Source organism: Buttiauxella noackiae ATCC 51607, from assembly GCF_001654865.1.
Taxonomy (GTDB): Bacteria; Pseudomonadota; Gammaproteobacteria; order Enterobacterales; family Enterobacteriaceae; genus Buttiauxella; species Buttiauxella noackiae.
In genome coordinates, this window is record NZ_LXEO01000046.1 from 1 (window position 1) to 25,302 (window position 25,302).

Annotated in this window: 24 protein-coding genes; 12 read left to right on the plus strand and 12 right to left on the minus strand. The window is 51.9% G+C overall.

Annotated elements, in window-relative coordinates:
* Window positions 1-24 precede the first annotated feature (24 nt).
* The gene (gene folA / locus M979_RS14200; RefSeq protein ID WP_034459339.1) at window positions 25-504 is read right to left on the minus strand and encodes a type 3 dihydrofolate reductase; all 480 of its coding nucleotides are present in this window, start codon (window positions 502-504) and stop codon (window positions 25-27) included.
* A gap of 271 nt (window positions 505-775) precedes the next feature.
* Here folA and M979_RS14205 point away from each other — a divergent pair, with 271 nt between their 5' ends.
* Complete coding sequence (locus M979_RS14205; protein WP_034459342.1) at window positions 776-1,390, plus strand: LysE family translocator; 615 nt, start codon at window positions 776-778, stop codon at window positions 1,388-1,390.
* A 95-nt stretch (window positions 1,391-1,485) separates the two neighbouring features.
* Here M979_RS14205 and kefC read toward each other — a convergent pair whose 3' ends face one another.
* From kefC to M979_RS14245, 8 genes are all read right to left on the minus strand, one after another.
* On the minus strand, window positions 1,486-3,342 hold the full coding sequence (kefC, locus tag M979_RS14210; protein WP_034459344.1) for a glutathione-regulated potassium-efflux system protein KefC: 1,857 nt from the start codon (window positions 3,340-3,342) through the stop codon (window positions 1,486-1,488).
* Entirely contained in the window at window positions 3,335-3,865 is a 531-nt protein-coding gene (gene kefF / locus M979_RS14215) for a glutathione-regulated potassium-efflux system oxidoreductase KefF (RefSeq protein WP_064555323.1), read from the minus strand. The genes kefC and kefF overlap by 8 nt, the downstream gene beginning before the upstream one ends.
* A 104-nt stretch (window positions 3,866-3,969) precedes the next feature.
* Window positions 3,970-4,203 carry a YgdI/YgdR family lipoprotein gene (locus M979_RS14220; protein WP_064513757.1) on the minus strand — a complete coding sequence of 78 codons (234 nt, stop codon included), beginning with the start codon at window positions 4,201-4,203 and terminating at the stop codon, window positions 3,970-3,972.
* Window positions 4,204-4,326: 123 nt separating this feature from the next.
* On the minus strand, window positions 4,327-4,815 hold the full coding sequence (locus tag M979_RS14225) for a toxin-antitoxin system YwqK family antitoxin (RefSeq protein WP_245164755.1): 489 nt from the start codon (window positions 4,813-4,815) through the stop codon (window positions 4,327-4,329).
* A 124-nt stretch (window positions 4,816-4,939) separates the two neighbouring features.
* Entirely contained in the window at window positions 4,940-8,164 is a 3,225-nt protein-coding gene (carB, locus tag M979_RS14230; RefSeq protein WP_034459350.1) for a carbamoyl-phosphate synthase large subunit, read from the minus strand.
* 15 nt (window positions 8,165-8,179) lie between these two features.
* Window positions 8,180-9,328, minus strand: coding sequence for a glutamine-hydrolyzing carbamoyl-phosphate synthase small subunit (gene carA / locus M979_RS14235; protein ID WP_034459352.1), 1,149 nt, complete (start codon window positions 9,326-9,328; stop codon window positions 8,180-8,182).
* 466 nt (window positions 9,329-9,794) lie between these two features.
* Complete coding sequence (gene dapB, locus M979_RS14240; protein WP_034459353.1) at window positions 9,795-10,616, minus strand: 4-hydroxy-tetrahydrodipicolinate reductase; 822 nt, start codon at window positions 10,614-10,616, stop codon at window positions 9,795-9,797.
* A 169-nt stretch (window positions 10,617-10,785) separates the two neighbouring features.
* Window positions 10,786-11,793 carry a LacI family DNA-binding transcriptional regulator gene (locus tag M979_RS14245; protein ID WP_064555324.1) on the minus strand — a complete coding sequence of 336 codons (1,008 nt, stop codon included), beginning with the start codon at window positions 11,791-11,793 and terminating at the stop codon, window positions 10,786-10,788.
* Between the two features lie 198 nt (window positions 11,794-11,991).
* Here M979_RS14245 and M979_RS14250 point away from each other — a divergent pair, with 198 nt between their 5' ends.
* Genes M979_RS14250 through M979_RS14270 form a run of 5 tightly spaced genes read left to right on the plus strand, consistent with a single transcriptional unit; the run spans window position 11,992 to window position 16,298 of the window.
* Window positions 11,992-13,737: a class I mannose-6-phosphate isomerase gene (locus M979_RS14250; RefSeq protein WP_064555325.1), complete on the plus strand. Its 1,746-nt coding sequence runs from the start codon at window positions 11,992-11,994 to the stop codon at window positions 13,735-13,737.
* 4 nt (window positions 13,738-13,741) lie between these two features.
* Window positions 13,742-14,170: a PTS sugar transporter subunit IIA gene (locus tag M979_RS14255; protein WP_064555326.1), complete on the plus strand. Its 429-nt coding sequence runs from the start codon at window positions 13,742-13,744 to the stop codon at window positions 14,168-14,170.
* A gap of 9 nt (window positions 14,171-14,179) precedes the next feature.
* On the plus strand, window positions 14,180-14,674 hold the full coding sequence (locus tag M979_RS14260; RefSeq protein WP_064555327.1) for a PTS sugar transporter subunit IIB: 495 nt from the start codon (window positions 14,180-14,182) through the stop codon (window positions 14,672-14,674).
* An 11-nt stretch (window positions 14,675-14,685) separates the two neighbouring features.
* Window positions 14,686-15,483: a PTS mannose/fructose/sorbose/N-acetylgalactosamine transporter subunit IIC gene (locus M979_RS14265; protein ID WP_034459362.1), complete on the plus strand. Its 798-nt coding sequence runs from the start codon at window positions 14,686-14,688 to the stop codon at window positions 15,481-15,483.
* Complete coding sequence (locus tag M979_RS14270; protein WP_034459364.1) at window positions 15,483-16,298, plus strand: PTS system mannose/fructose/sorbose family transporter subunit IID; 816 nt, start codon at window positions 15,483-15,485, stop codon at window positions 16,296-16,298. The genes M979_RS14265 and M979_RS14270 overlap by 1 nt, the downstream gene beginning before the upstream one ends.
* 77 nt (window positions 16,299-16,375) lie before the next feature.
* Here M979_RS14270 and M979_RS14275 read toward each other — a convergent pair whose 3' ends face one another.
* The 3 genes from M979_RS14275 to rihC all read right to left on the minus strand — a co-directional run bounded on the left by M979_RS14275 (window position 16,376) and on the right by rihC (window position 18,735).
* Window positions 16,376-17,158, minus strand: coding sequence for a glucose-6-phosphate isomerase family protein (locus tag M979_RS14275; protein WP_064555328.1), 783 nt, complete (start codon window positions 17,156-17,158; stop codon window positions 16,376-16,378).
* Window positions 17,151-17,714 carry a glucose-6-phosphate isomerase family protein gene (locus M979_RS14280; RefSeq protein ID WP_064555329.1) on the minus strand — a complete coding sequence of 188 codons (564 nt, stop codon included), beginning with the start codon at window positions 17,712-17,714 and terminating at the stop codon, window positions 17,151-17,153. Before M979_RS14280 ends, M979_RS14275 begins: the two co-directional genes overlap by 8 nt.
* A 103-nt stretch (window positions 17,715-17,817) precedes the next feature.
* Complete coding sequence (gene rihC / locus M979_RS14285) at window positions 17,818-18,735, minus strand: ribonucleoside hydrolase RihC (protein WP_064555330.1); 918 nt, start codon at window positions 18,733-18,735, stop codon at window positions 17,818-17,820.
* Window positions 18,736-18,835: 100 nt separating this feature from the next.
* Between rihC and M979_RS14290 the strand changes: the two genes are divergently transcribed.
* The 6 genes from M979_RS14290 (at window position 18,836) to M979_RS14315 (ending at window position 25,300) form a co-directional block, all read left to right on the plus strand.
* The gene (locus M979_RS14290) at window positions 18,836-19,567 is read left to right on the plus strand and encodes a FadR/GntR family transcriptional regulator (RefSeq protein WP_064555331.1); all 732 of its coding nucleotides are present in this window, start codon (window positions 18,836-18,838) and stop codon (window positions 19,565-19,567) included.
* Between the two features lie 97 nt (window positions 19,568-19,664).
* Window positions 19,665-20,567, plus strand: a complete 903-nt coding sequence (locus M979_RS14295; RefSeq protein ID WP_064555332.1) for a 2-dehydro-3-deoxygalactonokinase — start codon at window positions 19,665-19,667, stop codon at window positions 20,565-20,567.
* Window positions 20,564-21,205 carry a 2-dehydro-3-deoxy-6-phosphogalactonate aldolase gene (locus tag M979_RS14300; RefSeq protein WP_064555333.1) on the plus strand — a complete coding sequence of 214 codons (642 nt, stop codon included), beginning with the start codon at window positions 20,564-20,566 and terminating at the stop codon, window positions 21,203-21,205. The genes M979_RS14295 and M979_RS14300 overlap by 4 nt, the downstream gene beginning before the upstream one ends.
* Before the next feature lie 61 nt (window positions 21,206-21,266).
* Window positions 21,267-22,667 (plus strand): MFS transporter, encoded by a 1,401-nt coding sequence (locus M979_RS14305; protein ID WP_064555334.1) that lies wholly within the window; start codon window positions 21,267-21,269, stop codon window positions 22,665-22,667.
* 21 nt (window positions 22,668-22,688) lie between these two features.
* Complete coding sequence (ilvD, locus tag M979_RS14310; protein WP_064555335.1) at window positions 22,689-24,395, plus strand: dihydroxy-acid dehydratase; 1,707 nt, start codon at window positions 22,689-22,691, stop codon at window positions 24,393-24,395.
* Window positions 24,395-25,300 carry a dihydrodipicolinate synthase family protein gene (locus tag M979_RS14315; RefSeq protein ID WP_064555336.1) on the plus strand — a complete coding sequence of 302 codons (906 nt, stop codon included), beginning with the start codon at window positions 24,395-24,397 and terminating at the stop codon, window positions 25,298-25,300. The genes ilvD and M979_RS14315 overlap by 1 nt, the downstream gene beginning before the upstream one ends.
* Window positions 25,301-25,302: the final 2 nt, after the last annotated feature.

A 25,302-nucleotide genomic window follows, 5' to 3' on the forward strand; every position in this document is an offset into this window, starting at 1 on the left:
GGGTTAAATAACCGGGTTTTTTATTTAACGGCGTTCCAGAACTTCGAAGCAGTAACTATGTGAGTTACTCTCATCCGCGTCATGGAATTCGCTAAAAGTAGACTGCCACTCGTCCGGTTCGTAATCCGGGAAGTGCGTGTCACCTTCTACTTCCGCATCGATATGCGTCAGATACAGGCGCTGTGCTTTCGGCAGGAACTGTTCGTACACACGCCCACCACCAATCACCATAATCTCTTCGGCGTCGCCACAAGCCTTAATGGCATCCTCAACAGATGAAACCCACTCCACGCGGTCATCGGTACCGGGCTTACTGCTAATGACGATGTTCTTACGTCCAGGAAGCGGGCGACCGATAGATTCCCAGGTTAAACGGCCCATAACGACAGGTTTATTCAGTGTATTACGTTTAAACCAGGCCAGATCGGCTGGTAAGTCCCAGGGCATGGCGTTTTCCATGCCAATTACACGATCTACCGCTAATGCAGCAATCAGACTGATCATTCTATTAACCCAAGGGTGGTGAAAAAATTGCCGCCACTATACGGAAAGCGCATTCTTTCGTCGACTATCCGCGAGCATGTCCGTAAGAATTTTTTTGTTCTGCGACTGTAAACCCGTAACGTATTGCTTCCTGTTATAACAGGAACAATGAGTTAGCGTAAAAGCGTCAGAAATAACGTAAAAGATTCTTAACTGCTCTTCGCCATATACTATAAGTTTATACAATAGCTGCGGTATAGTTCACATTTCTACGTCTTTGCAGGATACAACCATGCTGGAAACCACACTTTTTGTCGCCACCATTGCCACTTTGGGGATGTTATCTCCCGGGCCTGATTTCTTTCTGGTGATAAAGAACGCAGCGCGCTATTCACGTACTGCGGCAATGATGACTTCGCTGGGTGTCATCAGCGGCGTGGCAACGCACATGACTTATTGTGTTGCGGGTTTAGCGGTGGTGATTACCACCACGCCATGGTTATTCGACCTACTGAAATATGCCGGGGCCGCATATCTGATCTGGATTGGTTTCCATGCATTACTCGCACGCGGCAGCAGTAAAATGGATGTCAGCAACGTTGAGCGCCAACAAACGACACTTAAGAAAGCATTTCTACAGGGCTATTTGTGCAACCTGCTGAACCCCAAAGCGACCCTGTTCTTCCTTTCCGTTTTCACCCAGGTATTGAGCGTGAATTCAGGGACCATGGAAAAACTTTGGTACGCCGGAGTTATCCTGATGCTGTCCGTGGTCTGGTGGCCACTGTTGGTGGTGTTAATTCAAAGCGAGCCTGTTCGTCGCGGCCTGGCTAAGGCACAGAAAATTGTCGATAAACTGCTGGGCGGCATGTTGATTGCGCTGGGGATAAAAGTCGCCTTGAGTTGAGAACGAATCGGTGGATGGCGCGCAAGCGCTTATCCACCCTACAACAGCGTTCCGTAGGTCGGATAAGCGTTAGCGTCATCCGACACCACTTTTCGTTATTCCGGTTTCACTGGCGGCTCATCGGCCAATTTCCCCGAATGAAGCCCTTCTTCCGTCCCCTGCCAGCCGTGACGCTGAATCACATTCAGATGGATACGATCTTCGTTAATCACCTCAGTCAGCATGGCACTGGTGCGTTTGAGCACATCGGCTCGCGCTGACCAGTCTGGAGCCGGAACCATCTCTTCAACCATCTGCGTATTAAAACGTCGGAAGTGATCGGCTCGCTCACGTGCTTCATAGCTGCCAACGCCCAGACCTTCCAGTGCCCGGCGCCCCACTTTTAATGCGCCTTCAAATGTTTCACGCTCTGGTTGTTCAACACCCAACTGCCGCAGGCGAATGAAGTGGTCAAGATCGCGTGCTCGCGCAATCACTTTCAAATGAGGGAAATGTTCCTGCACCAGCTCTGCCAGCTGCATATTGGCATCAGGATCGTCGATAGCATTGATCAGCACTTCAGCTTTTGCGGCCCCGGCGGACTCCAGTAAATCCACGCGTGTTGCATCGCCGTAAAAAACTTTGGTACCAAATTTACGCAGTGTTTCAATATGGTCTGGGTCATGATCGAGAACCACCATTTTTACCCCACTGGTGAGTAACAAACGGCCGGCAATCTGCCCGAAACGACCGAAGCCTGCGATAATCACTCGCGGCTGTTCTTCATCGATTTCGTCCGCTTCTCGCGCCTGTTCTTTACCCGATTTCTCCAGGCGATTGAGTATTACCAGCAGCAGTGGCGTTGCCGCCATTGATAGTGCAACAGCAAGGGTCAGCGATTTCGCCCAACTGTCATCTAACACCTCAGCCATTCTTGCTGTACCAAAAATCACGAACGCAAATTCACTACCTTGCCCCAGCAAAACAGCAAACCAGCGCCGTTGTTTTCGTGGCACATTCAGCGGCTTCGCCACAATCCAAAGCGTTATGATTTTAATCGCCAGGAAGCCGAACAGCAGTGCGATGATTCGCAGAGGATTTTCAAGCAACGTACCAAAATCTATCGACATGCCCACACCGATAAAGAACAGCCCGAGCAGCAAACCTTTGAACGGTTCAATATCACTTTCCAGCGCATGGCGATACTCGGAGCTTGCCAGTAACACACCGGCAAGAAACGCGCCCATCGCCATCGAAAGCCCGGCCTCTTCAAGCAATAAGCCAAAGCCAAACACCATAAACAGTGCCATAGCGCTGAAGACTTCACGCAGGCCGGAACGCGCAACGAACCGCAGCAACGGGCGCGTCACATAACGGCCTAGCAACACAACGATGGCCAATGCACCGACCACTTTCAGAGCCGAAATGGAAAAAGCAGCCAGGGTCGTAGTCGCACCGCTACTGGCTAATAACGGGATCATGGCCACGAGCGGGATCGCAGCGATATCCTGGAATAACAGCACGGCAAAGGCACTACGCCCCATTTGTGAAACAGTGAGATTGCGTTCGTTCATCGCCTGCATGGCTATCGCGGTTGAAGAGAGCGCCAGCGTCAAGCCGATTAACACCGCCACCTGCCAACGCAGCCCTAAGAACATGCAAAACAAACCGAGCAGCAAACCACACGCCACCATTTGCAAAGCACCGCCACCAAACACAGAGGCGCGTAGCGTCCACAAGCGACGGGGGTCAAGCTCCAGACCAATCACAAATAACATCAACACCACGCCGATTTCCGCAAAATGCAGAATAGTTTCGGCATCGGTAACCAGACGTAACCCCCACGGGCCAATAATGCACCCGGCAATCAGGTAGCCAAGCACCGAACCTAATCCAAGGCGCACGGCAATGGGCACAATGATCGCAGCGGAGCCAAGATAAATCAGCGCCTGAATCATGCTGTGACTATCCATGGTTCGCCTCCCGCCACTCGAGTAATCGTTGTTTATATTGCTCGGCCTGAACTTCGAGCGTGTTCTCATCACAAACGAAAGTGAAATGAACGGTGAAATGCGGCAGCCAGTTCATGCCGCAGTAAAGCGCGGTCGCCTGCAATGGTTGTCCAAGTACATCAAAGCCGGGATGGTCACCCAGATTAAAATGGTTATCGCCACCGCCAGTTGTAACCGCCCACATGACATTTTTACCGTGTAGTGCCTTACCGCCACGCCCGTAGGCCCAGCCGTGAGCGAGTACTTTGTCGATCCACAGTTTCATCAATGGCGGAGTGCTGTACCACTGCATCGGGTGCTGCCAGATAACCAAATCTGCGCGGCTTAATGCTTCCTGCTCGGCGGCAATATCAATGTTGAAATCGGGGTATAACTCATAGAGGGAGCGCACTTCTACATCTGGCAAAAGCGAGGCTTGCTCAAGCATTTTTCGGTTTGTGTGGGAGTGTTGCGGGTAAGGATGTGCATAAATAATTAAAATCATCAATTAGCCTGTTGTTTTACCGCATTCTTTTCTCAAAGAGTGTAGTCAGTAATTCAACAGGCTAATAGTCATAATTCCAGGCGAGCTAAGTGGGAAGACCTGAATTAATTATCAAGTTCGCCCATCGATTTAACCTGATCGCGGTTGATCTGCTCAGTCTTGCCAGATTCCGCATTTTTGTAAGAGACCAGGCCAGTCTCGTCATCAACCTGCGGCTTACCGTCTGTGACAATGGTTTTGCCATCTGTGGTTTTTACCGCCTGGTTAGACGAACAGCCCGCGACGGTCAGCAACGTTGCGGTAGCGAATAAGGACGCCAGTAGAATTTTGTTTTTCATGTTGTTCTCCCTGTATGTAGTCATTTCTCATCTTCAGACTAAAAACATTAGCAGGAATTTCCGGCTTCGCTGGAAAATACAGAACACTCTGAAAGCAGACAGTTGTAAACCAGCCTGAGTGATTTAACTCTTTTGCGGAAAACCGTCTTTATAAATGATGGTTTGCAAGACGTTGCCCTGGGCATCAAAGGTTTTCGCTTCGCCATTTGCCACGCTATCTTTGTAGGTGATGGTGGTGCGTAACTTGCCGTCCTGCGTATAACCTTGTGATAGTCCTTCGGCCTTACAGTTAATCAGCGGGGTATGGGTTCTTAGCGTGCCGTTTGGGTAATAAATATCCAGATATTCATTGAAACAACGGTTCTTAACAACCGTCTCGAACTTCTTCGCACCGTTATCGTATTTTTCAACTAGCTTACCGTCAGGTACTTTATCCGTCACACTTACAACAGGCACGGTCAGCTTTTTTTGCGGCTCAAGGTCGTCTGTTAATCCTTTTGCATAATCTGGCGTCATGCCCATTGCATCAATAGTTTTAGTGACTGAAGAGGAAAATTCTGCACAGCCAGATAGCATTATGGCTAGCGTTATCAGAGGAATTGAACGTTGCACGGCGAGCTCCTTTTTAAGTATTTCCGTAAAATGAAACTAACGACGCACGTAGACAACCCCCAAAAAAGGTAGGAAAGGCATTAAAAAACCCGCCGAAGCGGGTTTTGGGAGGAATCCGAAGAGACTACTTCGTAATTTGCGCGTGCATTTCCTGCACTGAAATCACTTTTTCTGTCGCGTCAGAGTTCAGCGCCATCGCGGTGGCAAAGCCGCCGTTCAGCGTGGTGTCGTAATGCACTTTGTATTGCAGTGCGCTGCGGCGAATGAGTTTAGAATCCTCAATCGCCTGGCGGCCCGCCGTGGTGTTGATGATGTAGGTATATTCGCCATTCTTAATACGGTCCTGAATGTGCGGACGACCTTCATGCACCTTGTTCACCAGGCGCGGGTTAATACCTGCTTCACCCAACACCACCGCAGTACCGTGAGTCGCATCCAGTTCGAAGCCCTGCTTCAGCAATTTAGCGGCCAGGTCTACCACACGTTTTTTGTCGCCTTCGCGAACAGACAGCAGTGCGCGGCCTGGTTTACGCATGGTGGACTGGCTGCCCAGCATCGCTTTGGAGAACGCTTCTGCAAAGGTGCGGCCGACGCCCATCACTTCACCGGTAGAGCGCATTTCTGGCCCTAACAGTGGGTCAACGCCCGGGAACTTGTTGAACGGCAATACCACTTCTTTCACAGAGTAGTAAGGTGGGATGATCTCTTTGGTCATGCCCTGCTGAACCAGCGTTTGCCCAACCATTACACGCGCCGCCACTTTAGCCAGCGCCATGCCGGTTGCTTTAGAGACAAACGGTACGGTACGCGCAGCACGTGGGTTAACTTCAATCAGGTAGACTTCGTTATCTTTCACCGCAAACTGCACGTTCATCAAACCGCGAACTTGCAGTTCGAAAGCCAGTTTCTGCACCTGCTGGCGCATCACGTCCTGGATTTCCTGGCTCAGCGTGTAAGCTGGCAGAGAACACGCGGAGTCACCGGAGTGAACGCCAGCTTGTTCAATGTGCTCCATGATGCCGCCAATCAGCACGGTTTCACCGTCGCAAATCGCATCGACATCCACTTCTACCGCATCGTCGAGGAAGCGGTCGAGCAGCACAGGTGCATCGTTAGATACACTTACTGCAGTCTGGAAGTAACGACGTAAATCCACTTCGTCGTACACGATTTCCATCGCGCGGCCACCCAGTACGTAGGATGGGCGTACAACCAGCGGGTAACCAATGTGTGCCGCTTTTTCTACCGCCATTTCGATGGTGGTAACGGTGGCGTTGGCAGGCTGTTTCAGCTTCAGGCGGTCAACTGCGTGCTGGAAACGCTCGCGGTCTTCTGCACGGTCAATAGCGTCAGGGCTGGTGCCGATAATTGGTACGCCAGCAGCTTCCAGTTCACGAGCCAGTTTCAGCGGAGTCTGGCCACCGTACTGCACGATAACGCCTTTTGGTTTCTCAACGCGGACAATTTCCAGTACGTCTTCGAAGGTTACTGGCTCGAAGTACAGGCGGTCAGAGGTGTCATAGTCGGTAGAAACCGTTTCAGGGTTACAGTTAACCATGATGGTTTCATAACCATCTTCACGCAGCGCCAGAGAGGCGTGTACGCAGCAGTAGTCAAACTCGATGCCCTGGCCGATACGGTTTGGACCACCGCCCAGCACCATGATTTTGTCACGGTCGTTGTTCGGGTTAGCTTCGCACTCATCTTCATAAGTGGAGTACATGTACGCAGTATCGGTAGAGAATTCCGCCGCACAGGTATCAACACGCTTATAAACCGGATGCAGTTTGTATTGCTCACGCAGTTTGCGGATTTCAGACTCGCGAACGCCAGCCAGTTTAGCCAGGCGTGCATCGGCAAAACCTTTGCGCTTGAGCATACGCAGGAAGTCATAGTCCAGACCGGTGATGCCAATCTCTTCGACTTTCTCTTCCAGGCGCACCAGCTCTTCAATCTGCACCAGGAACCAGCGGTCGATGTTGGTCAGGTTGAATACGCCATCGACAGACAAACCTGCGCGGAAGGCGTCAGCCACGTACCAGATACGCTCAGCGCCAGCATCTTTCAGCTCGCGACGGATTTTGGTCAGCGCTTCCGGGTCATCCAGATTCACTTTCGGGTCAAAACCGGTCGCGCCCACTTCCAGGCCGCGCAAGGCTTTTTGCAATGATTCCTGTTGTGTGCGGCCAATCGCCATCACTTCACCCACAGATTTCATCTGTGTGGTCAGACGGTCGTTAGCGCCGACGAATTTTTCGAAGTTGAAGCGAGGAATTTTCGTCACAACGTAGTCGATGGATGGCTCGAACGACGCAGGCGTTTTGCCGCCGGTGATATCGTTCATCAGCTCGTCGAGGGTGTAACCCACCGCAAGTTTTGCGGCCACTTTCGCAATCGGGAAGCCGGTTGCTTTTGATGCTAAGGCTGAAGAGCGCGATACGCGCGGGTTCATCTCGATAACAATCAGACGGCCAGTTTTCGGGTTAACCGAGAACTGTACGTTGGAACCGCCAGTTTCTACACCGATTTCACGCAGTACCGCCATCGAGGCGTTACGCATGATTTGGTACTCTTTGTCGGTCAGCGTTTGCGCTGGCGCAACAGTGATGGAGTCACCGGTGTGAATACCCATCGGGTCAAGGTTTTCGATAGAGCAGACGATAATGCAGTTGTCGTTTTTATCACGCACAACTTCCATTTCGTACTCTTTCCAGCCGATCAGGGATTCATCAATCAGCAGCTCTTTGGTTGGCGAAAGATCCAGACCACGCTCGCAGATTTCTTCGAACTCTTCACGGTTGTACGCAATACCGCCGCCGGTGCCACCCATGGTGAATGAAGGGCGGATGATGCACGGATAACCCACGTCAGCCGCAACAGCCAGCGCTTCTTCCATGTTGTGAGCAATACCAGAACGCGCAGTATCAAGGCCGATTTTTTTCATCGCCACGTCGAAACGGCGGCGATCTTCGGCTTTATCAATGGCGTCTGCGGTGGCACCAATCATGGTGACGCCGAATTCTGCCAGTACGCCCTGGCGTTCCAGTTCCAGTGCACAGTTCAGTGCCGTCTGGCCGCCCATGGTTGGCAGAACCGCATCCGGGCGCTCTTTCTCAATGATTTTGCGCACCACTTCCCAGTGAATCGGCTCGATGTAAGTCGCATCGGCCATTTCCGGGTCGGTCATAATTGTTGCCGGGTTGGAGTTCACCAGAATGACACGGTAACCCTCTTCACGCAGCGCTTTACACGCCTGAGCACCGGAGTAGTCGAACTCACACGCCTGGCCGATAACAATTGGGCCTGCGCCGAGGATCAGGATGCTTTTTATATCTGTACGTTTTGGCATTTTCTTAGCTCCTGATTATTTAGCAGTAGTGCGGTAGTGCTTAATCAATTCGACAAAGTGGTCAAACAGCGGTGCCGCATCGTGTGGACCCGGGCTTGCTTCAGGGTGGCCCTGGAAGCTGAATGCCGCTTTATCTGTACGGTGGATGCCTTGCAGCGTGCCATCGAACAGTGACTTATGGGTCACGCGCAGGTTCGCCGGAAGTGTTGATTCCTCTACAGCAAAACCGTGGTTCTGGGCAGTAATCATCACGCAGTCGCGATCCAAATCTTTAACCGGATGGTTACCGCCGTGGTGACCAAACTTCATCTTCACGGTTTTCGCACCGCTTGCCAGAGCCAGCAACTGGTGGCCTAAGCAGATACCGAATACCGGCACGTCGGTTTCCAGGAAGGATTTGATGGCGCTGATTGCGTAATCACACGGTGCCGGGTCGCCTGGGCCGTTAGAAAGGAAGATCCCGTCCGGGTTCATCTTCAGCACTTCTTCTGCTGGCGTCTGCGCCGGAACCACCGTCAGGCGGCAACCGCGGTCAACCAACATGCGCAGAATGTTGCGCTTCACGCCGTAATCGTAAGCCACGACGTGGAAGGGTAAGTCTTCTTCTTTAGCCGCTTCAGGTAATTCACCTTCCAGCGTCCAGCTGCCTTGCTGCCAGGCATAAGATTCCTGAGTGGTCACTTCTTTCGCCAGATCCATGCCGTTAAGGCCGGGGAAGGCTTTCGCTTTCTCAAGAGCCAGAGAGGCGTCCAGGTTATCACCGGCAATAATGCAGCCATTCTGTGCACCTTTCTCACGCAGAATTCGGGTCAGCTTACGAGTATCGATATCGGCGATTGCCACAATGTTATGGCGCTTCAGGTAGGAAGAAAGGTCTTCGGTATTGCGGTAGTTGCTGGCAATCAGTGGTAGGTCACGGATAACGAGGCCTTGCGCATGTACCTGGGAGGATTCTTCGTCAGCAGCATTGGTGCCGACATTGCCGATATGAGGATAAGTAAGAGTGACAATCTGGCGGGAGTAGGAAGGATCAGTGAGGATTTCTTGATAACCGGTCAAAGAGGTGTTGAAAACGACTTCCCCAATGGCCGAACCCGATGCCCCAATGGCCCGACCGTGGAATTGGGTTCCGTCTTCCAGAACCAATATTGCTGACTTAATCAAAACGCCCTCCAGGGAATAAACAGTCAATTTATTTGCATATTAATTCAAAACGAATTCAGGAATCAATGCAAAACAGCCTGTCATTTGGATTTTTGACAAACGGCGGCATTCTAGTGAGAGGCCGGGGAAAAGTCTACCATAAGCGCAACTTTTTATGTGTTTTTTAGCGATCTGATGTAAAAAAGAGGAATTGACCGGTGAAATCAACAGCTAACTTACGATGCGTAATCGGTTGCGGACCTGGATGAATGGGAATCTGATGGTAATCATGAAAAAAGTGGACCAAATGGTCAAAAATGATAAGAAAACAACAGATAAATGGCGGTAAAGATAAAATTATAAGAATTTCAAACAAAATAAATAGAGAAACAACCAAAATAACATTAAATAAAAAGGGCAATAAAATATTGCCCTATCAATCAAGTAATTACGATTGAAATAACCACATCACGATGGGTAATAATGATTACAAATTATTAAGATCAAGGACATCACGCATGTCATAAAGACCACTTTTCATAGCACTCAACCATAATGCAGACTTAACCGCGCCATTTGCAAAAGTCATACGACTGGATGCTTTATGGCTGATTTCAATACGCTCGCCGATGTCCGCAAACATCGCCGTATGTTCACCAATAATGTCACCTGCACGCACCGTGGCAAAACCAATAGTGCCTGGAACGCGCTCGCCGGTGTACCCTTCACGGGAATAGACCGCACACTCTTTTAAGTCCTTATCCATCGCATGGGCAATGGCTTCGCCCATCGCCAGAGCGGTACCCGATGGCGCATCAACTTTATGACGATGATGTGCTTCAATGATTTCGATATCGGTATAGTCACCCATCACTTTGGCCGCTTTCTCCAGCAGCTTGAGCATCACATTCACGCCGACGCTAAAGTTGGCGGCAAAAACAATCGGTACTTCGCTCGACGCATCTGTAATCGCCTGCTTACCCGCGTCATCAAAACCCGTCGTCCCAATCACCATGCCCTTGCCATGTTGGCGGCAGAAAGCCAGATGGTTCAGCGTGCCTTCAGGACGAGTGAAATCGATAAACACATCGAAATCGTTGACCACGGCATCCAGGCTATCGCTCACGATAACGCCCGTTTTCGCCACACCGGCTAATTCACCGGCGTCACTACCAACCAGGGATGACCCTGTACGTTCAAGTGCTGCACCGAGTTTGATGCCATCCAGCTGTAATGCAGCCTGAATCAGTTGTCGCCCCATGCGACCACCCGCACCCGCGATTGCTACACGGACTTGTGACTCATCCATATTCATTCTCTTTTCTATATTAATCTGCATATATAACATTCTCAGGTTAACCAGCCTGCTCACAAGCCGCCACTCGAAAACACCGATAATAAGAAATTTATGACAAAACGCTGAAGTTATCAGTAAAACCCATTATTCACCTGATAATCAAAAGGTTTTAAATCACCTATTATGCAAACCCACATGACTCCCGCACCACCAGTGTGGGCGGGAGAATAATGCGCTTCGGCGGCTCATCATTGCCCTGAATGCGGGTGAACAACAGCTCTCCGGCTTTACGGCCAATCTCTTTGGCGGCAACTGAAACGGTGGTCAGCGCAGGCTGTACCAGCGATGCTTCGGTAATATCGTCAAAACCTACCAACGCAAAATCGATACCTGGCTGGCGTCCCATTTTACGCAGTGTCTGCATGACGCCGAGTGCCACAATATCCTGATAACAGACAGCGGCTGTTATTTCCGGATACTGCCGGAATAGCTCCTCAGCCACGCGCGCACCATCACTTTGGCTGGCGAGGGACGAAACGACCCATTCACTTTTCGGCTGGATACGATGCTCTAGCAGTTTGCTGCTGTAGCCACCGATACGCTGCGCTCGGCTAATAGAATTTTCACTGCCGCCGATAAATGCAATGTTGCGATGCCCGAGACGCAACAGATGTTGTGTCGCCAATTGAGTGCCCAAAAAGTTATCGGTGCCGACAAAATCGAAGGCCACATCGTCCATGGGGCGCACCACCATAATCGCCGGAATATTGCGGCGCTTCAGGGTTTCAAAAAACAGCGGCGGCGTTTCGCGTGCTGCGCACAGCACCATGCCGCAGGCATTATTACGCATCAGAGAATCGACAAATTTTTGCTGACGCTCGCCGGACTCTTCACTGTTTGCCAAAAATAGCAGCAAATCGTGGCGCTCCATTTCCTGGCTAAGCCCGGCGGTCATTTCACCGTAAAAAGGGTTGGTAATGTCGTGCAGCAAGAGTCCGACCTGATTACTGGTGCGATTACGTAAATTGGCTGCCGTTTGGTTATACACGTACCCCAGATCATCCAGTGCTTTCAGCACACGGGTTCGAGTAGCGTCAGAAATTCTGCCCCGGTTACGCAACACCATTGAAACGGTAGCAGTGGAAACTCCGGCCTGCTTTGCGACTTGGGCAAGGGTTACGGTGCTCATTGGCACTCCTTGGTATTTAGCAATTATTCTCAGATTAATCGAATAACCAAAAAATTGCATATCTCCATGTGAAAGCCATCACAGATAACACACCTTCAGGCGACATCTTGCTAAAAGTGGTGGGTTAATCGCGTTTACCACCCTGCTCAAAGTCGGTTAATCGATTAATCTTAATTTATCAAGAACAGGGAGAAGACTATGCATTCGGCATCATACGATAAGTATCCCGAAGTCAGCGTTTCGGGGTTTGACCATCACGCATGGCAGGGTTGGCCCGCTATCCAACAAGCCGTCAGCAAGCAACTTGCTCGCTCGGGAAAAACCGTGTTGGTTATTGATTGCTACCCAGGCGTTCAGCTCGAAGAACTTCATGCGCAACTCATTGCACAACTCAACCCAACTCTCACCATTAACGCCGAATCCGCACGCTTAAGTGAACAACATCTGCATGATTTGCTGGCACGCAACCTGACGGATGACCGGGTGTTTGGCGTACTGTCTTGCCATGAATTAAATGAGTTTTTCTGCCCGGAAAAACTCGCCGTCGCACAGCAAGAGGTCGCTGAAATAACCGAAGGATTGGTCGTGGTCTTCGGCCCAGGAGCAGCACTTATTCATTCAGGTGATGTTCTGGTGTATGCGGATCTGGCGCGCTGGGAAATCCAGCAACGTTTTCGTCGTGGTGAACTCGGCAACTGGGGCGCGAATAACACAGATGAAGATATTCTGCGCCGCTACAAACGCGCATTTTTCATTGAGTGGCGTGTGTTTGATCGCCATAAAACGCCGCTTCTGAAACGTGCCGATTTCCTACTCGATACCAATGCCGAACAGCCAGCGATGGTCAGTGGTGAAGCGCTGCGAAGCGCGCTGCAACAAACCACGCAACAACCATTCCGCGTAGTGCCATTCTTCGACCCAGGAGTCTGGGGCGGCCAATGGATGAAAGACAAATTCGATCTCGATCCCTCAAAGCCAAATTACGCATGGTGTTTTGACTGTGTGCCCGAGGAGAACAGCCTGTTACTGCGTTTTGGTGATGTGCGGATCGAGATCCCCTCTCAGGATCTGGTTTTGCTCTACCCTCGCCCGCTGCTTGGCGAGCGTGTTCATGCTCGTTTTGGTGCGGAATTCCCGATCCGCTTCGACTTCCTCGATACCATCGGCGGGCAGAATTTAAGCTTCCAGGTTCACCCAATAACCGAGTACATCCAGCAGCATTTCGGTATGCATTACACCCAGGATGAGAGCTATTACATGCTGGAAGCCGAGCCAGGAGCGGAAGTGTATCTGGGGACCAAAACCGGCATAGATCCACAGGAAATGCTCGACGATCTTGCGAGTGCGCAGCGGGGCGAAAAAGCGTTTGATGATGAGAAATTCGTTAACCGCTTTCCGGCACATAAACACGATCACTTCCTGATCCCGGCAGGTACCGTGCACTGCTCTGGTTCAGGTGCAATGGTGCTGGAAATCAGCGCCACACCTTATATTTTCACCTTCAAGTTGTGGGACTGGGGCCGCCTCGGCCTGGATGGTTTACCGCGTCCGGTGCATCTGGAGCATGGTGCGCAGGTCATTGACTGGCAACGTGATACTCAATGGGTTACCGAGCATCTGGTGAATCATTTTGAGCCTATCGCGGAAGGTGATGGCTGGCGCGAAGAACGTACTGGTCTCCATGAACGTGAGTTTATCGAAACCCGCCGCCACTGGTTTACGCAGCCAGTCACGCACCACACTCATGGTGGCGTGAACGTGCTGAATCTGGTGGAAGGCAGTGAAGCGCTGGTTGAAAGCCCGACCGGCGCTTTCGAACCCTTTGTGGTGCATTACGCCGAAACCTTCATTGTTCCGGCGGCAGTCGGCGAATATCGCATTTCTCCATACGGCAGCGGTGTAGGCCATCAGCTTGCCACCATGAAAGCCTGGGTAAGAGGATAACAAGATGATCAACGTAATTCTGGCAACACATGGCTCGCTTGCCGAAGCACTACTGGCCGGTAGCAAAATGGTTTATGGCGAATTACCACATGTATTCCCGGTGATGCTAACGGAAAACAAGGGCATCAATAGTTTTGGCGATGAGTTTGCCGCGGTACTGAAACAGGCCGCCAAAGGCGCTGATGGCGTGCTGGTGCTGTGCGATTTGCAAAGCGGCACACCGTGGAATATCGCCTGCCATCATGCCTTCGATCCGCAAACGCAGCCACCAATGGCGGTGTTGGGAGGCGTGAATTTCCCGATGTTATTGCTAAGCGATGAAATAAAAGATCTGACCGACGTCGCGCAAGCGGCGGCAGTTTTACTGGAAGAATCGCGCGACTCGCTGGTTCAGGCCCAACTGGCTGAAACCACACAATCTGATGATTTCTAAGGGGCAACGATGAGTATTTCTTTTGTACGCATTGACGATCGGGTGATCCACGGCCAGTTGATCACCCGCTGGGCAAAAGAGTTGCCGTGCGATGGGATCATCGCCATTGATGATGCTGTCGCCGCCGATCCGTTGTTGTCTTCGGTGATGAAAGGTGCGGTGCAGGACACCAAAGTCTGGTTGTTTGATACCGCCACCGCGATTGAAAAACTACCGAAGATCATCGCCAGCGAGAAGCGCTATTTCGTGATTGGTAAATCGCCCGTAACTCTAAAATGCATTGAAGAAGCGGGTATCAGCCTGCAAAACAGCAATAAGAAAATTAACGTTGGCCCGATGAGCGCACGAGCCACCACCACCACCATTGGCCCAAATCAATCTGTGAATCCGGAAGAGATAGCAGCGTTCGACTATCTCTCGCTGCGCGGGCACCAGATTGAATTTCAACTGGTACCCGATGCCAGCAGTTACAGCTGGCAGGATGCTCGACAAAAACTCAAATAAAGGAGTGCATTATGGCTTTCGAAGCAGCTCTAATCGGCATTCTCTGTTACCTCGGTGCGCTTAGTAGCCCATGGCTACTGGGGTTGACCGGGGGCTGGTATCTGATTACCCGCCCACTGGTTTCAGGGATGCTGGTAGGTTTTATTCTCGGCGATGTGCAAACCGGGATTATCATCGGCGTAGCGGTTCAGGCCGTGTATATCGCAATGGTAACCCCCGGTGGTTCTATGCCTGCGGATCTCAACTTTGTGGCCTTCCCGGCCATTGCTCTGGGCATTCTTTCCAATAAAGGCCCGGAAGTGGCCGTGGCGCTGGCTGCTACTATCGGCATTGCGGGCACCGTGTTATTCAACGCCATGATGGTGCTCAATTCCTGGTGGAACCACCGTGCGGATGTCGCGCTGGAAAAAGGCGACGAACGAGGCGTGTATCTCAACAGCGCTATCTGGCCGCAAGCGACTAACTTCCTGATGCGCTTTATTCCGACATTTATCGCGGTCTATTTCGGCGCTCAGTACATCAATGCCTTTATGGATAGCCTGCCGCACATCGTTCTTTCCACCATGAACGTGCTGGGCGGAATTCTGCCAGCTGTCGGTATCGCCATTCTGCTTAAACAAATCATCAAGAATTACAGCATGTTGATTTATTTCCTGGTGGGGTTTATCTGCATTGTTTTCCTGAAGCTAAACATGGTGGCGCTGGTGATTGTCGGCGCGTTACTGGCGCTGATTCACTACAACTACAAACCTGAGCCACAGGCTGAACGTGCAGCCTCTAAGCCCGCTGATGATGAGGATGAATTCTGATGGAAGAACGTAAACTCACTCGCCAGGATCTGCGCCGTTGCTGGCGCAGTTGGATGATGTATAACCTCTCGTCAATGAGCTTTGAGCGCCTGGAGTCATTCGGCTTTTGTTTGAGTATGCTGCCGGTGGCGAAAAAGCTTTATCCCGATGATGAACAACGCAAAGAGATGCTCAAACGCCACGCATCTTTCTATAACACCGAGCCGCAGTTGGGTGCGATAGTCAACGGTATGGTGCTGGGTCTTGAGGAGAAACGCGCCAACGGTGAGCCAATCGACGGCGAAACTATCAATACCCTCAAAGTTGGCCTGATGGGGCCAGTGGCTGGGATTGGCGATTCAATGATTCCGGGGATGTTAATCCCGATTCTGCTCAGTATCGGTATGGCGCTAGCGGCGGGCGGGAACATCCTCGGACCACTGTTTTACTGCGTGGCGTGGCTGGCGATTATCATCCCAGGCTCATGGTTCCTGTTCCTCAAAGGCTACCGAATGGGATCGACTTCCGTTGAAATGCTGGTGAGCAGCAAATCGACTCGCCTTCGTGAAGCGCTATCGTTATTAGGCGTATTCGTGATGGGTGGCGTGGCAGCAAGCTACGTGAAGCTCGGCACCGGACTTGAGTTTGTCACCAAAGATGGCGTGAATATCCATGTGCAGCAGATGCTGGATGGAATTTTCCCAAACCTGTTGCCGCTTTTAGTGGTGATTGGCACCTGGTATTTGATGGCGAAACGCGGTGTATCACCGGTGAAAGCAATGTTGTTATTGCTGGTATTGGCGGCAGTCGGTGTGGCCGTGGGGTTGTTCTCGTAAAAAGCGCTGGATGACGCTTCGCTTATCCCCTACAACACTAACCGTAGGTCGGGTAAGCGCAGCGTCACCCAACATGATTAAGGGTGGAAACCCACCCACTTCTGACTCACCATTCCTGGTTTTGAAATAAACTGAAAACGCGCAGGATCATCAATAAATTGTTGATATAGCGGCTCATCGGTAATCCCAAATTCGGTATAGCTGCGTGGTGAAGTCACCTGCAAACGCCCCGGCATATAACGGCGGTTATGCTGCCAGGCAATATGCTCATCCTGCAATAACGGATACCACGCCAGCCCTTTGTATGCCCGCACGGCTTCGTATTCAAATCCATATTCCCGGTCACACCAGGCACCAAATGTCAGCGGTTCATCCGGGGAAGCAGAGATCGTGGCATGCGCCCAGCCCGGCGGCACCAACACTTTTTCACCAGGCCCGGCCACGATCGCAAAGCAGCGGCCAGGATCGTCGGCAACATATTCCTGCATATAAATAATCGCTTTACCCTGCCAGATTTCGTATAGCTCTGGCGGCGACCAGCCACTGTGCGCACTAATTCGGTGAATATGCCCCTGGCTGCGGATCGGTTCATCGCCCAACCGCCCGGAAGCGTAAGTCACCACGCCAAACAGTAACATCCGTTTTTTAAGCTCTTCTCTGTCCTGCAAGCGCGCAACATCCATGACGATCGCATAAACATCCTCCGGCCCCTGGCAAAGCGGATCACGTAACGATGCACGGATCTGATCGAGTTTACGGATCTCCGGCACAGGCCCGATCACCTCTTCGCCGTAGCTAAAACCCATTGGCTGCTGATGGACCTGCATATCCAACCCAAAATTGAGGAGCGGCTCAGCCATTTTGCACCTCTTTGGCCTGAATTTTTCCGTCATGCAAAACAACGCGTAAGGCAAAACCCTGCGCCAGCGCGGCATAATCATGCCCGGCAATACTCGGCCAGACGGCAAGCGCGGAGAGAACTTCCGTTCCGGTGTTAATCAAACGATGGGCGGTTAACCCTGGAATAATATGCACTGAACCTGGCGAGACTTCTTCAAGCCGCGCTTCGCCCTGCTCGTTTTGCAGCAATAACAATCCGCTGCCGCGCAAGCCGAAATAGACTTCGCCCTGTTCACGACGCTGATGGAAATGCCCGCGAGTCATATAAAACTCATCGCCAACACGCCCCGGATTCAGATGCGTAGTACCCACATAAAGCTCGCCCTCACCCTGCGCTGAACTCAGCATTTCAACCTGGTAAATTGGCGTTTCTGAAGGGATCGCTCGCCAGGCAGTTTGATCGTGGAATATGCCAGCCAGATCCCCGCTGTGCGTGACCTTAGTAATGATATTTTCAGCCGTGAAATGGCCGTTAGTGAACGCCACGCCAGGTGGCATAAAGAAAGGAAAAGTCATGTTGTTTCTCCGGCCCAAGGAGAACTGCAAAATAAGCATAGCAGGTTAATCGATTAACCCTATAGGCAGGCCGAAGAAACTCGATCTACGTCGCGTTAAATATTTAAGGTGCGAGTTCCAGGACTTCGGCAACCCATGTCTGAAAACCGGCAACATCGAGATCCAACGCCACATGGGCGTTTGGCTCGCGCTGATAGCGCCCTTCAATATCCACAACCGTCGTGCCAGAAGTAAATTCTCCGTGGGTTTCAACCGCCACAAAACACGGTTGAGTCTGGAATAGTTCCGGTTTAACCAGCCAGGCAATGGCGCATAAATCATGCATCCGTAAACCTGTCACCATGCTGCCGCTGCGGTAATGACTAAATAGCGCATGTAGCATTTTTCCGGTTTGGTTGAGAGATGGGAGCTGCGCTAAATACGCCGGGCTTAACATCGCCTGGTTGGTGACATCCAGGCCGCACATCACAATTTCCAGCCCGCTTTCGAACACCCGTGCGGCAGCTTCTGGATCGATGGCAATATTAAACTCGGCATTTGGCGTGAAGTTGCCGCGCCCCGCCGATCCGCCCATGATCACCAGCCGTTTGATCTTCGCTTTGCATTTCGGGTATTGAGTGAGCAGCAGCGCAATATTGGTCAACGGCCCAATAGCCACCAGCGTGATAGGTTCAGGGCTTGCATTCAGGCATTCATAAATAGCCTGAAAAGCGGGTTTTTCCAGCGGCTGGCGTAGGTGATCGACAAATGCATAACCTTCCATGCCCGACTCGCCATGCACATAGGCCGCATCGCGCAATTTACGCACCAGCGGCGTGGCAGCCCCTTGAGCAACAGGAATATCTTTGTGCCAGAAGTGCATCAGTTGCAGCGCGTTGCGGGTAGTTTTCTCGACGCTGACATTCCCGGCGACTGTGGTCAGCAACTTCAAATCAAGTTGCGGGGCAAAAAGTGCAGCGGCAATGGCTACGGCATCGTCAATGCCCGGATCGGTGTCGAGAATAATGGGCGTTCTGTTCATACGTTGCTCTCTTATCTTTTAAGTACATACGGTGCGAATACGGCTCGTTTAGCTTACTATGTAGCTCATTTCCATGTTCAGACACGGCCGAGAAAGTGTAATGAAAGTCCCACAGACAAATATTTCAGAATCTGTCACCCAGCATCTTGCACGCCGTATTATGCATGGCGATCTCGCGCCGGGGCTTTCTTTACCAGGTGAAAACGAGCTGGCCGTGGAATATGAAGTTTCCCGCACGTCGGTGCGCAACGCCCTTCAGGTTCTTGCCGCAAAAGGGCTTATTTCAATTCAGGCCAAAAAACGCAGCACGGTGAATAGCCGCGAGCAGTGGAGCCTGTTGGATATTGATGTGCTCGGCTGGCTGTCTGAAGGTGAAGTTGACCTAAAACTAGTTGAACAACTGATTGTGACACGCCTGATTTTCGAGCCAAATGTGGCAACACTCGCGGCATTAAACGCCAACGGACATGATTTGGCAGCGATGGAAGACGCGCTCCAGTTGATGCGTAAAGGCCAGGTTGAAGCGCAAAGAGCCTTATTTGAAGAAGGCGATCTGGCATTTCACCATGCGCTGCTGCGTGCTACACATAATCCTTTCTTACTGGCACTCGGTAATGCACTTTCCGCAGCCATGGAACTCTCTTTCAAACAAACAATTGAGAAAGATGTTCGCCAAACCAAAGCCGCCGTCGATGATCACTTTCAATTGTTTGATGCTATTCGCCTGAAACAAGTCGAAACTGCCCGCCAGCAAATGCGCACCATCTTATTAAATGCTGCCAAAAAACGTATCTGGCAAGATCGCCCGGAAATGTTCGACCACATTATTTGATCCTCGTCTGACGTAATTTCGATCTCCCTCACACACTGTGATGTTTTTTTGCTCTAGCATTCTTGTATTACAAGATTGAATGGTTTGTATTACTTGAATGAAAACTCACTGGATTGCCATCGACTGGGGAACGACCAACTTCCGTGCATTTTTGATGCAGGGTTCAAAGCAGGTTTCCAGAATTAGCCAGCCTTGCGGATTGTTATCCGTCGAGAAGGATCAATTTGCACCTACGCTGCAAAACTTGCTGCAAACGTGGCTTGAGCAATATGGCAATTTGCCGATTGTGATGGCGGGAATGGTCGGTTCGCAGCAGGGTTGGCATGAAGTACCTTATGCGCCGCTACCGTGCAATGCGCAGGATTTGGCATCGCGCACGCTGGCGTTTACCACACCCTGGGGCAGCCAGGCATGGCTGATTCCCGGCGCTAACGGCACCAGTCAGTTTGGCCAGCCAGACGTGATGCGCGGTGAAGAAGTGCAGCTTTTCGGCTTGAGCGCTTTACATCCCGCCGATGAACATTTCGTTTTACTGCCGGGCACACACAGCAAACATGCGCAACTGCGCCTGGGCGAAATAACGGCTTCCTCCACGTTTATGACTGGCGAAATCTTCTCGCTGTTATCCCAGCATTCCATTCTTGGCCGCGCATTGCCGGAGCAGCAGGAAGATAACGAAGCCTTCCTTCTGGGCGTGAGAACAGCCATACAAGGTGCGCCATTCACCCATTTGATCTTCTCAGCACGCACTCGCCGCCTGGCCGGTGAAATAAAAGAAGCCAGCGTTCATAGCTATCTGTCTGGTTTAACCATCGGTTATGAATTGCAGGCGCTACCCGCAGCGCTTCACGCATGGTTAGTCGGCAGCCCGTCGTTGACCGCCCGCTATGAGCTTGCGGCAAGTCTGATGGATCTCAATTTCTCCCCGGCCAACGGCGATGACTGCTTCATTCATGGCCTGTGGCACCTCTTCACCCAACTCCAAGGAAACCGATCATGAGCCCGGAAAGTTTCATTGCCCAATGGCAACAAGAGCCGTTACCGCTGGTCGCTATTTTGCGTGGCATCACGCCTGCCGAGGCTGTTGAAGCGGCAGAAATTCTGCTGGAATGCGGCTTCCGCTATCTGGAAGTGCCCCTTAATAGCCCCTCGGCACTGAAATCAATTCACCTGATGAGAGATACCGTAGGCAACCGTGGCTATGTCGGTGCGGGCACAGTGTTAAATGTGGAACAGGTGGATAGCGTTGCTGAATGCGGCGGGCAATTGATCATCTCCCCAAACTGTAATCCCGATGTGATTCGCCATTCGGTGAAACGCGGCTTGATAAGTCTCCCTGGCGTCATGACACCAAGCGAGGCTTTTAGCGCGATAGATGCCGGGGCGAGCGCTCTGAAATTATTCCCGGCTGAACATATCACCCCAGTAATAACCAAAGCGTTCCGCGCAATTATCCCACGTGAAGTGGCCTGTTTACCCGTCGGTGGTATCCAACCTGATGCCGCGCAAATGCGTAGCTATATTCAGGCAGGAGCCAATGGTTTTGGCTTGGGCGGCGGGTTGTATCAGGCAGGTATGAGCATGGTTTTATTACGTGAACGAGCACAGGCGTATCAGCAAGCCTGGCTTAAGCAATAGAACATTAAATTCCCTACACAATAAAAAAACCTCTTACCCTGAATTTTCTGGAGATAGAACAATGAGCAAAACTCTGGACAACAAACCCACAGCTTCGGTAGCGGAGTCAAAGGTTTATAGCAAGATTACACGACGCCTGATCCCGTTTTTAATCGTATGCTATTTCTTCGCTTATCTTGACCGCGTTAACGTCGGGTTCGCCAAACTGCATATGCAGGATGCGCTGAACTTCAGCGATACGGTTTACGGGTTGGGCGCAGGCATCTTCTTTATCGGCTACTTCCTGTTTGAGATGCCGAGCAACCTGCTGATGCAACGCTTTGGGCCACGCTTCTGGATTGCCCGCATCATGGTGACCTGGGCGGTGCTTTCGGCAGGCATGATGTTTGTCACCACGCCGACGCAGTTTTATGTAGTGCGTTTCTTACTGGGCGTGGCGGAAGCCGGTTTCTTCCCTGGCATCGTGTTCTATCTCACGCTTTGGTTCCCTTCGTGGCGCTCCGCCCGCACCCTCGGGCTATTTATTCTGGTGACGCCGCTTTCAACAATTATTGGCAGCCCGCTTTCCGGCCTGATCCTTAAGCTTTTCGAGGGCGTAGGTAGCCTGCACAACTGGCAGTGGCTGTTCCTGGTTGAAGCCATTCCCTCTTTCCTGCTCGCTTTTGTGGTGCTGCGTTATCTTGATAACGATGTGAAGTCGGCGAAGTGGCTGAGCGATGCTGAAAAACAGGTCGTCATTAACGATCTGGCAAAAGATGCAGCCAACCGCGAGCGCGCCAATAAAGGGAAAGTAGACAGCAGCCTGAAAGGCATGCTGAAAAATGGCTACGTCTGGCTGCTGGCGGTAGTGTTCTTTAGCTTCAATATCGGCTACTACGGCATCAATTTCTGGCTGCCCTCGATAATCAAATCTTCCGGAGTCAGCGACGATTTCCATATCGGCCTACTCGCCGCACTGCCGTATGTCTTCGGTGCCTGCTTTATGGTGTGGAACAGTCGCCATTCTGACCTGAAACAAGAACGCCGTTGGCACATTGCTATTCCAGCCATGATTGGTTGCGTGGGGCTTGCGCTGAGCGCTTATTGCAGCGGTTCCACCTTCTGGATGATGGCGTGGATCTGCGTGGCGATGTCTGGCACCCTGGCATTGATTCCAACCTATATCAGCCTGCCTGGTGCCCTGCTTTCCGGTACCGCTGCCGCTGCGGGTATCGCCTTCGTTAACTCCATCGGCAACCTGGCGGGTTTCTTTGGCCCGACAGTGCTCGGCTGGCTGAAAGACACGACCGGACGCACCGACACTGGTTTATATATTCTGGCCGCCTTCTTGCTGCTGTGTGCCCCGTTAATTCTGACTCTGCCGGCTCGCCTGGCAAACCCCAAAAAAGTGATAACTGCCCCCGAACAGACAACTGAGCGGCCTGACGCTGTGCAGCCTTTCAACGCGACTATCGATCGCTAACGTATAGAAGAGATGAAAACTATGAGTGGATGTGGCGGATGTGCCAGCTGTGGCACGCATTTCAACCCAATCCTTGAAGGTGATGACGGCGCGCTGAAACGGGCGCTGTATAAATCAATGGGTCATACCGATGAACAACTACGCAAACCTGTTATTGCGGTGGTGAACAGCTACACCAACGCGACGGCAGGTCATGCCAATCTCAATGAGCTAACAGCCAAAGTGCTGGAAGGCATTGAAGAAGCCGGAGGCGTGGGCATGGTGTTTGGCACCATTGCCCCTTGCGACGGTATCGCCGAAGGGCATTTAGGGATGCGCTATATCCTCGCCGCCCGCGAAGTGATTACGGCCTCAATTGAAGTGATGATGCGCGCCCACCGTTTTGACGGCATGGTTCTGCTCGGTTCGTGCGACAAAATCGTTCCGGCGATGTTGATGGCAGCAGCGCGATTAGACATCCCGGCGATTATGGTCAACGGCGGCCCAATGTACCCGGCTGAATACAAAGGCAAACACTGGGACGGCAATATCGTTACCGAAGCCATTGGCTGGAAAAAGCGTGGTGAAATCAGTGAAGAAGAGTTCGCTCATATCGAGAATATCGCCGAACCAGGGCCTGGCTCCTGCACCATGTACGGCACCGCGAACACCATGTGCTGTATCGGTGAAGTGTTGGGTATGAGTTTGCCGGGTAGCAGCACGCTACCTGCAGTGTCGCAGGAACGCCGCGACTGCGCCGTTGAAACTGGCCGCCATGCAGTGGAGCTGGTGCTCAATGGCGTGAACGCGCGCCAGATTATTACCGCCGAATCCATTCACAACGCGATGGTTTATCTGCTGGCTACGGGCGGTTCCACCAACGCGATTTTGCATCTTCAGGCTATTTACTACGAAGCGGAGTTGGGTCACCTGCCGCTGTCTGCTTTCGATGAGTTAAGCCACCGTGTCCCGCTGGTCGCCTCACTTTATCCGGCGTCCGAGCACGATATGATCGACTTCTGGGAAGCGGGTGGCGTGCAAGCGGTGGAGTATGAAATCAGCAAACTGATGCATATGGATGCGCTGACCGTCGCGGGTAAAACCAAAGCTGAATTGCACGCCGTTGGTAAACGCAGTTGTCGCCCGGAAGTCATTCATACGCTCGCGATTCCAGTGCGTAATGAAGCGGGTGTGGCGGTGTTGCACGGTAATTTATCTCCGCTGGGTTGCGTGGTGAAACCTGCTGCGGTGCCGGAAAACCTGATGGTATTCCGTGGCCCGGCGGTGGTGTTCAACAGCGAGCAGGAATCCGTGGAAGCGATTATGTCCGGTCAAATTCAGCCGGGCAGCGTGCTGGTTCTGCGCTACGAAGGCCCGAAAGGTGGCCCTGGCATGCCAGAAATGTATAAGCCGATGAAATCGCTGGAAGGTATGGGCCTTTCTGACACCTGCGCACTGATTACCGACGGGCGCTTCTCCGGCTCCAACCGTGGTCTGTTCGTTGGACATATTTCCCCGGAAGCCGTTGATGGCGGCGAGTTAGGGCTGGTGGAAAACGGCGATGAAATCTCGATTGATATTCCAGCCCGTAGCCTGACTTTACACGTAGCCGAGACCGAACTGGCTACGCGCCGCGAAAACTGGAAACCAGTTAATAAAGAAGTCCCACGCGGATTCCTGCGTTTGTATCGCCGCTGGGCGTTGCCTGCCGCGCAAGGTGCCGTGCTGGCAGACAGGGAGGATGACTGATGAATAAGCATTTCACAGCTCAGGAAATTGTTGGCGTAAACCCGATCGTCGCCATGCCGTTTACCGCCAGCGGCGAAATCGACGAAGCGAGTTTTGTGCGCCTGCTTGAGCATATCGGCAATACCGGCGCGCAAGGCACCACGCTGTTCGGCATCGCCAGCGAGTTTCCAAAACTCACCGATCCGGAGCGTGACCGCCTGGCGCAGATGTTCGTCTCAACGCTCGCGGGCAGTTCGCTGTACCGGGCGATGTCGGTGACAGATCACAGCACGGAAGTGGCGGTAAAACGCGCCCGTTTCTATGCAAGCCTTGGTGCGGATGCGCTGATGCTGCTGCCGCCGTTTTTCCTGCAACCGAGTCCACAGGCTATTCAGGAGCATATTTTTGCCGTGCTGGAAGCGGTGGATATTCCGGTGATGGTGCAATACGCGCCGGGTGAAACAGGCCTGGCGATTACTCCAGAACAGTTGGCGGTGGTCGCCGCTCTTTACCCGCATGCGGTATTTAAAATCGAATGTAATCCGCCAGTGGATTACACCCGCGAGTTTCTCCAGAAGGCTCCACAGGCCAGCGTGCTTAACGGCTATGCTGGATTGTATATGCTGCAAATGTTGGCGGCTGGCGGCAAGGGCGTGATGCCGGGCTGTTCTTTTACTGAAGTGTATGTGCGGATTTATCAGCACTGGCAGAGGGGCGAAACGGCACAAGCCGAGGCACTACATCAGGCGTTGTTACCTTATATCCAACGCTGGATGACGCATTGCGAATACATCATTCAGGTTGAGAAAACGATTTTGATGAAGCGTGGAATTATCGCAACAGACTATTGCCGCAAGCCTGGCTGGCAACTTTCCAGTGAAGACCATCAGATCATTGATCGCTTCCTGACTGACTTCCAGCTGTGAGG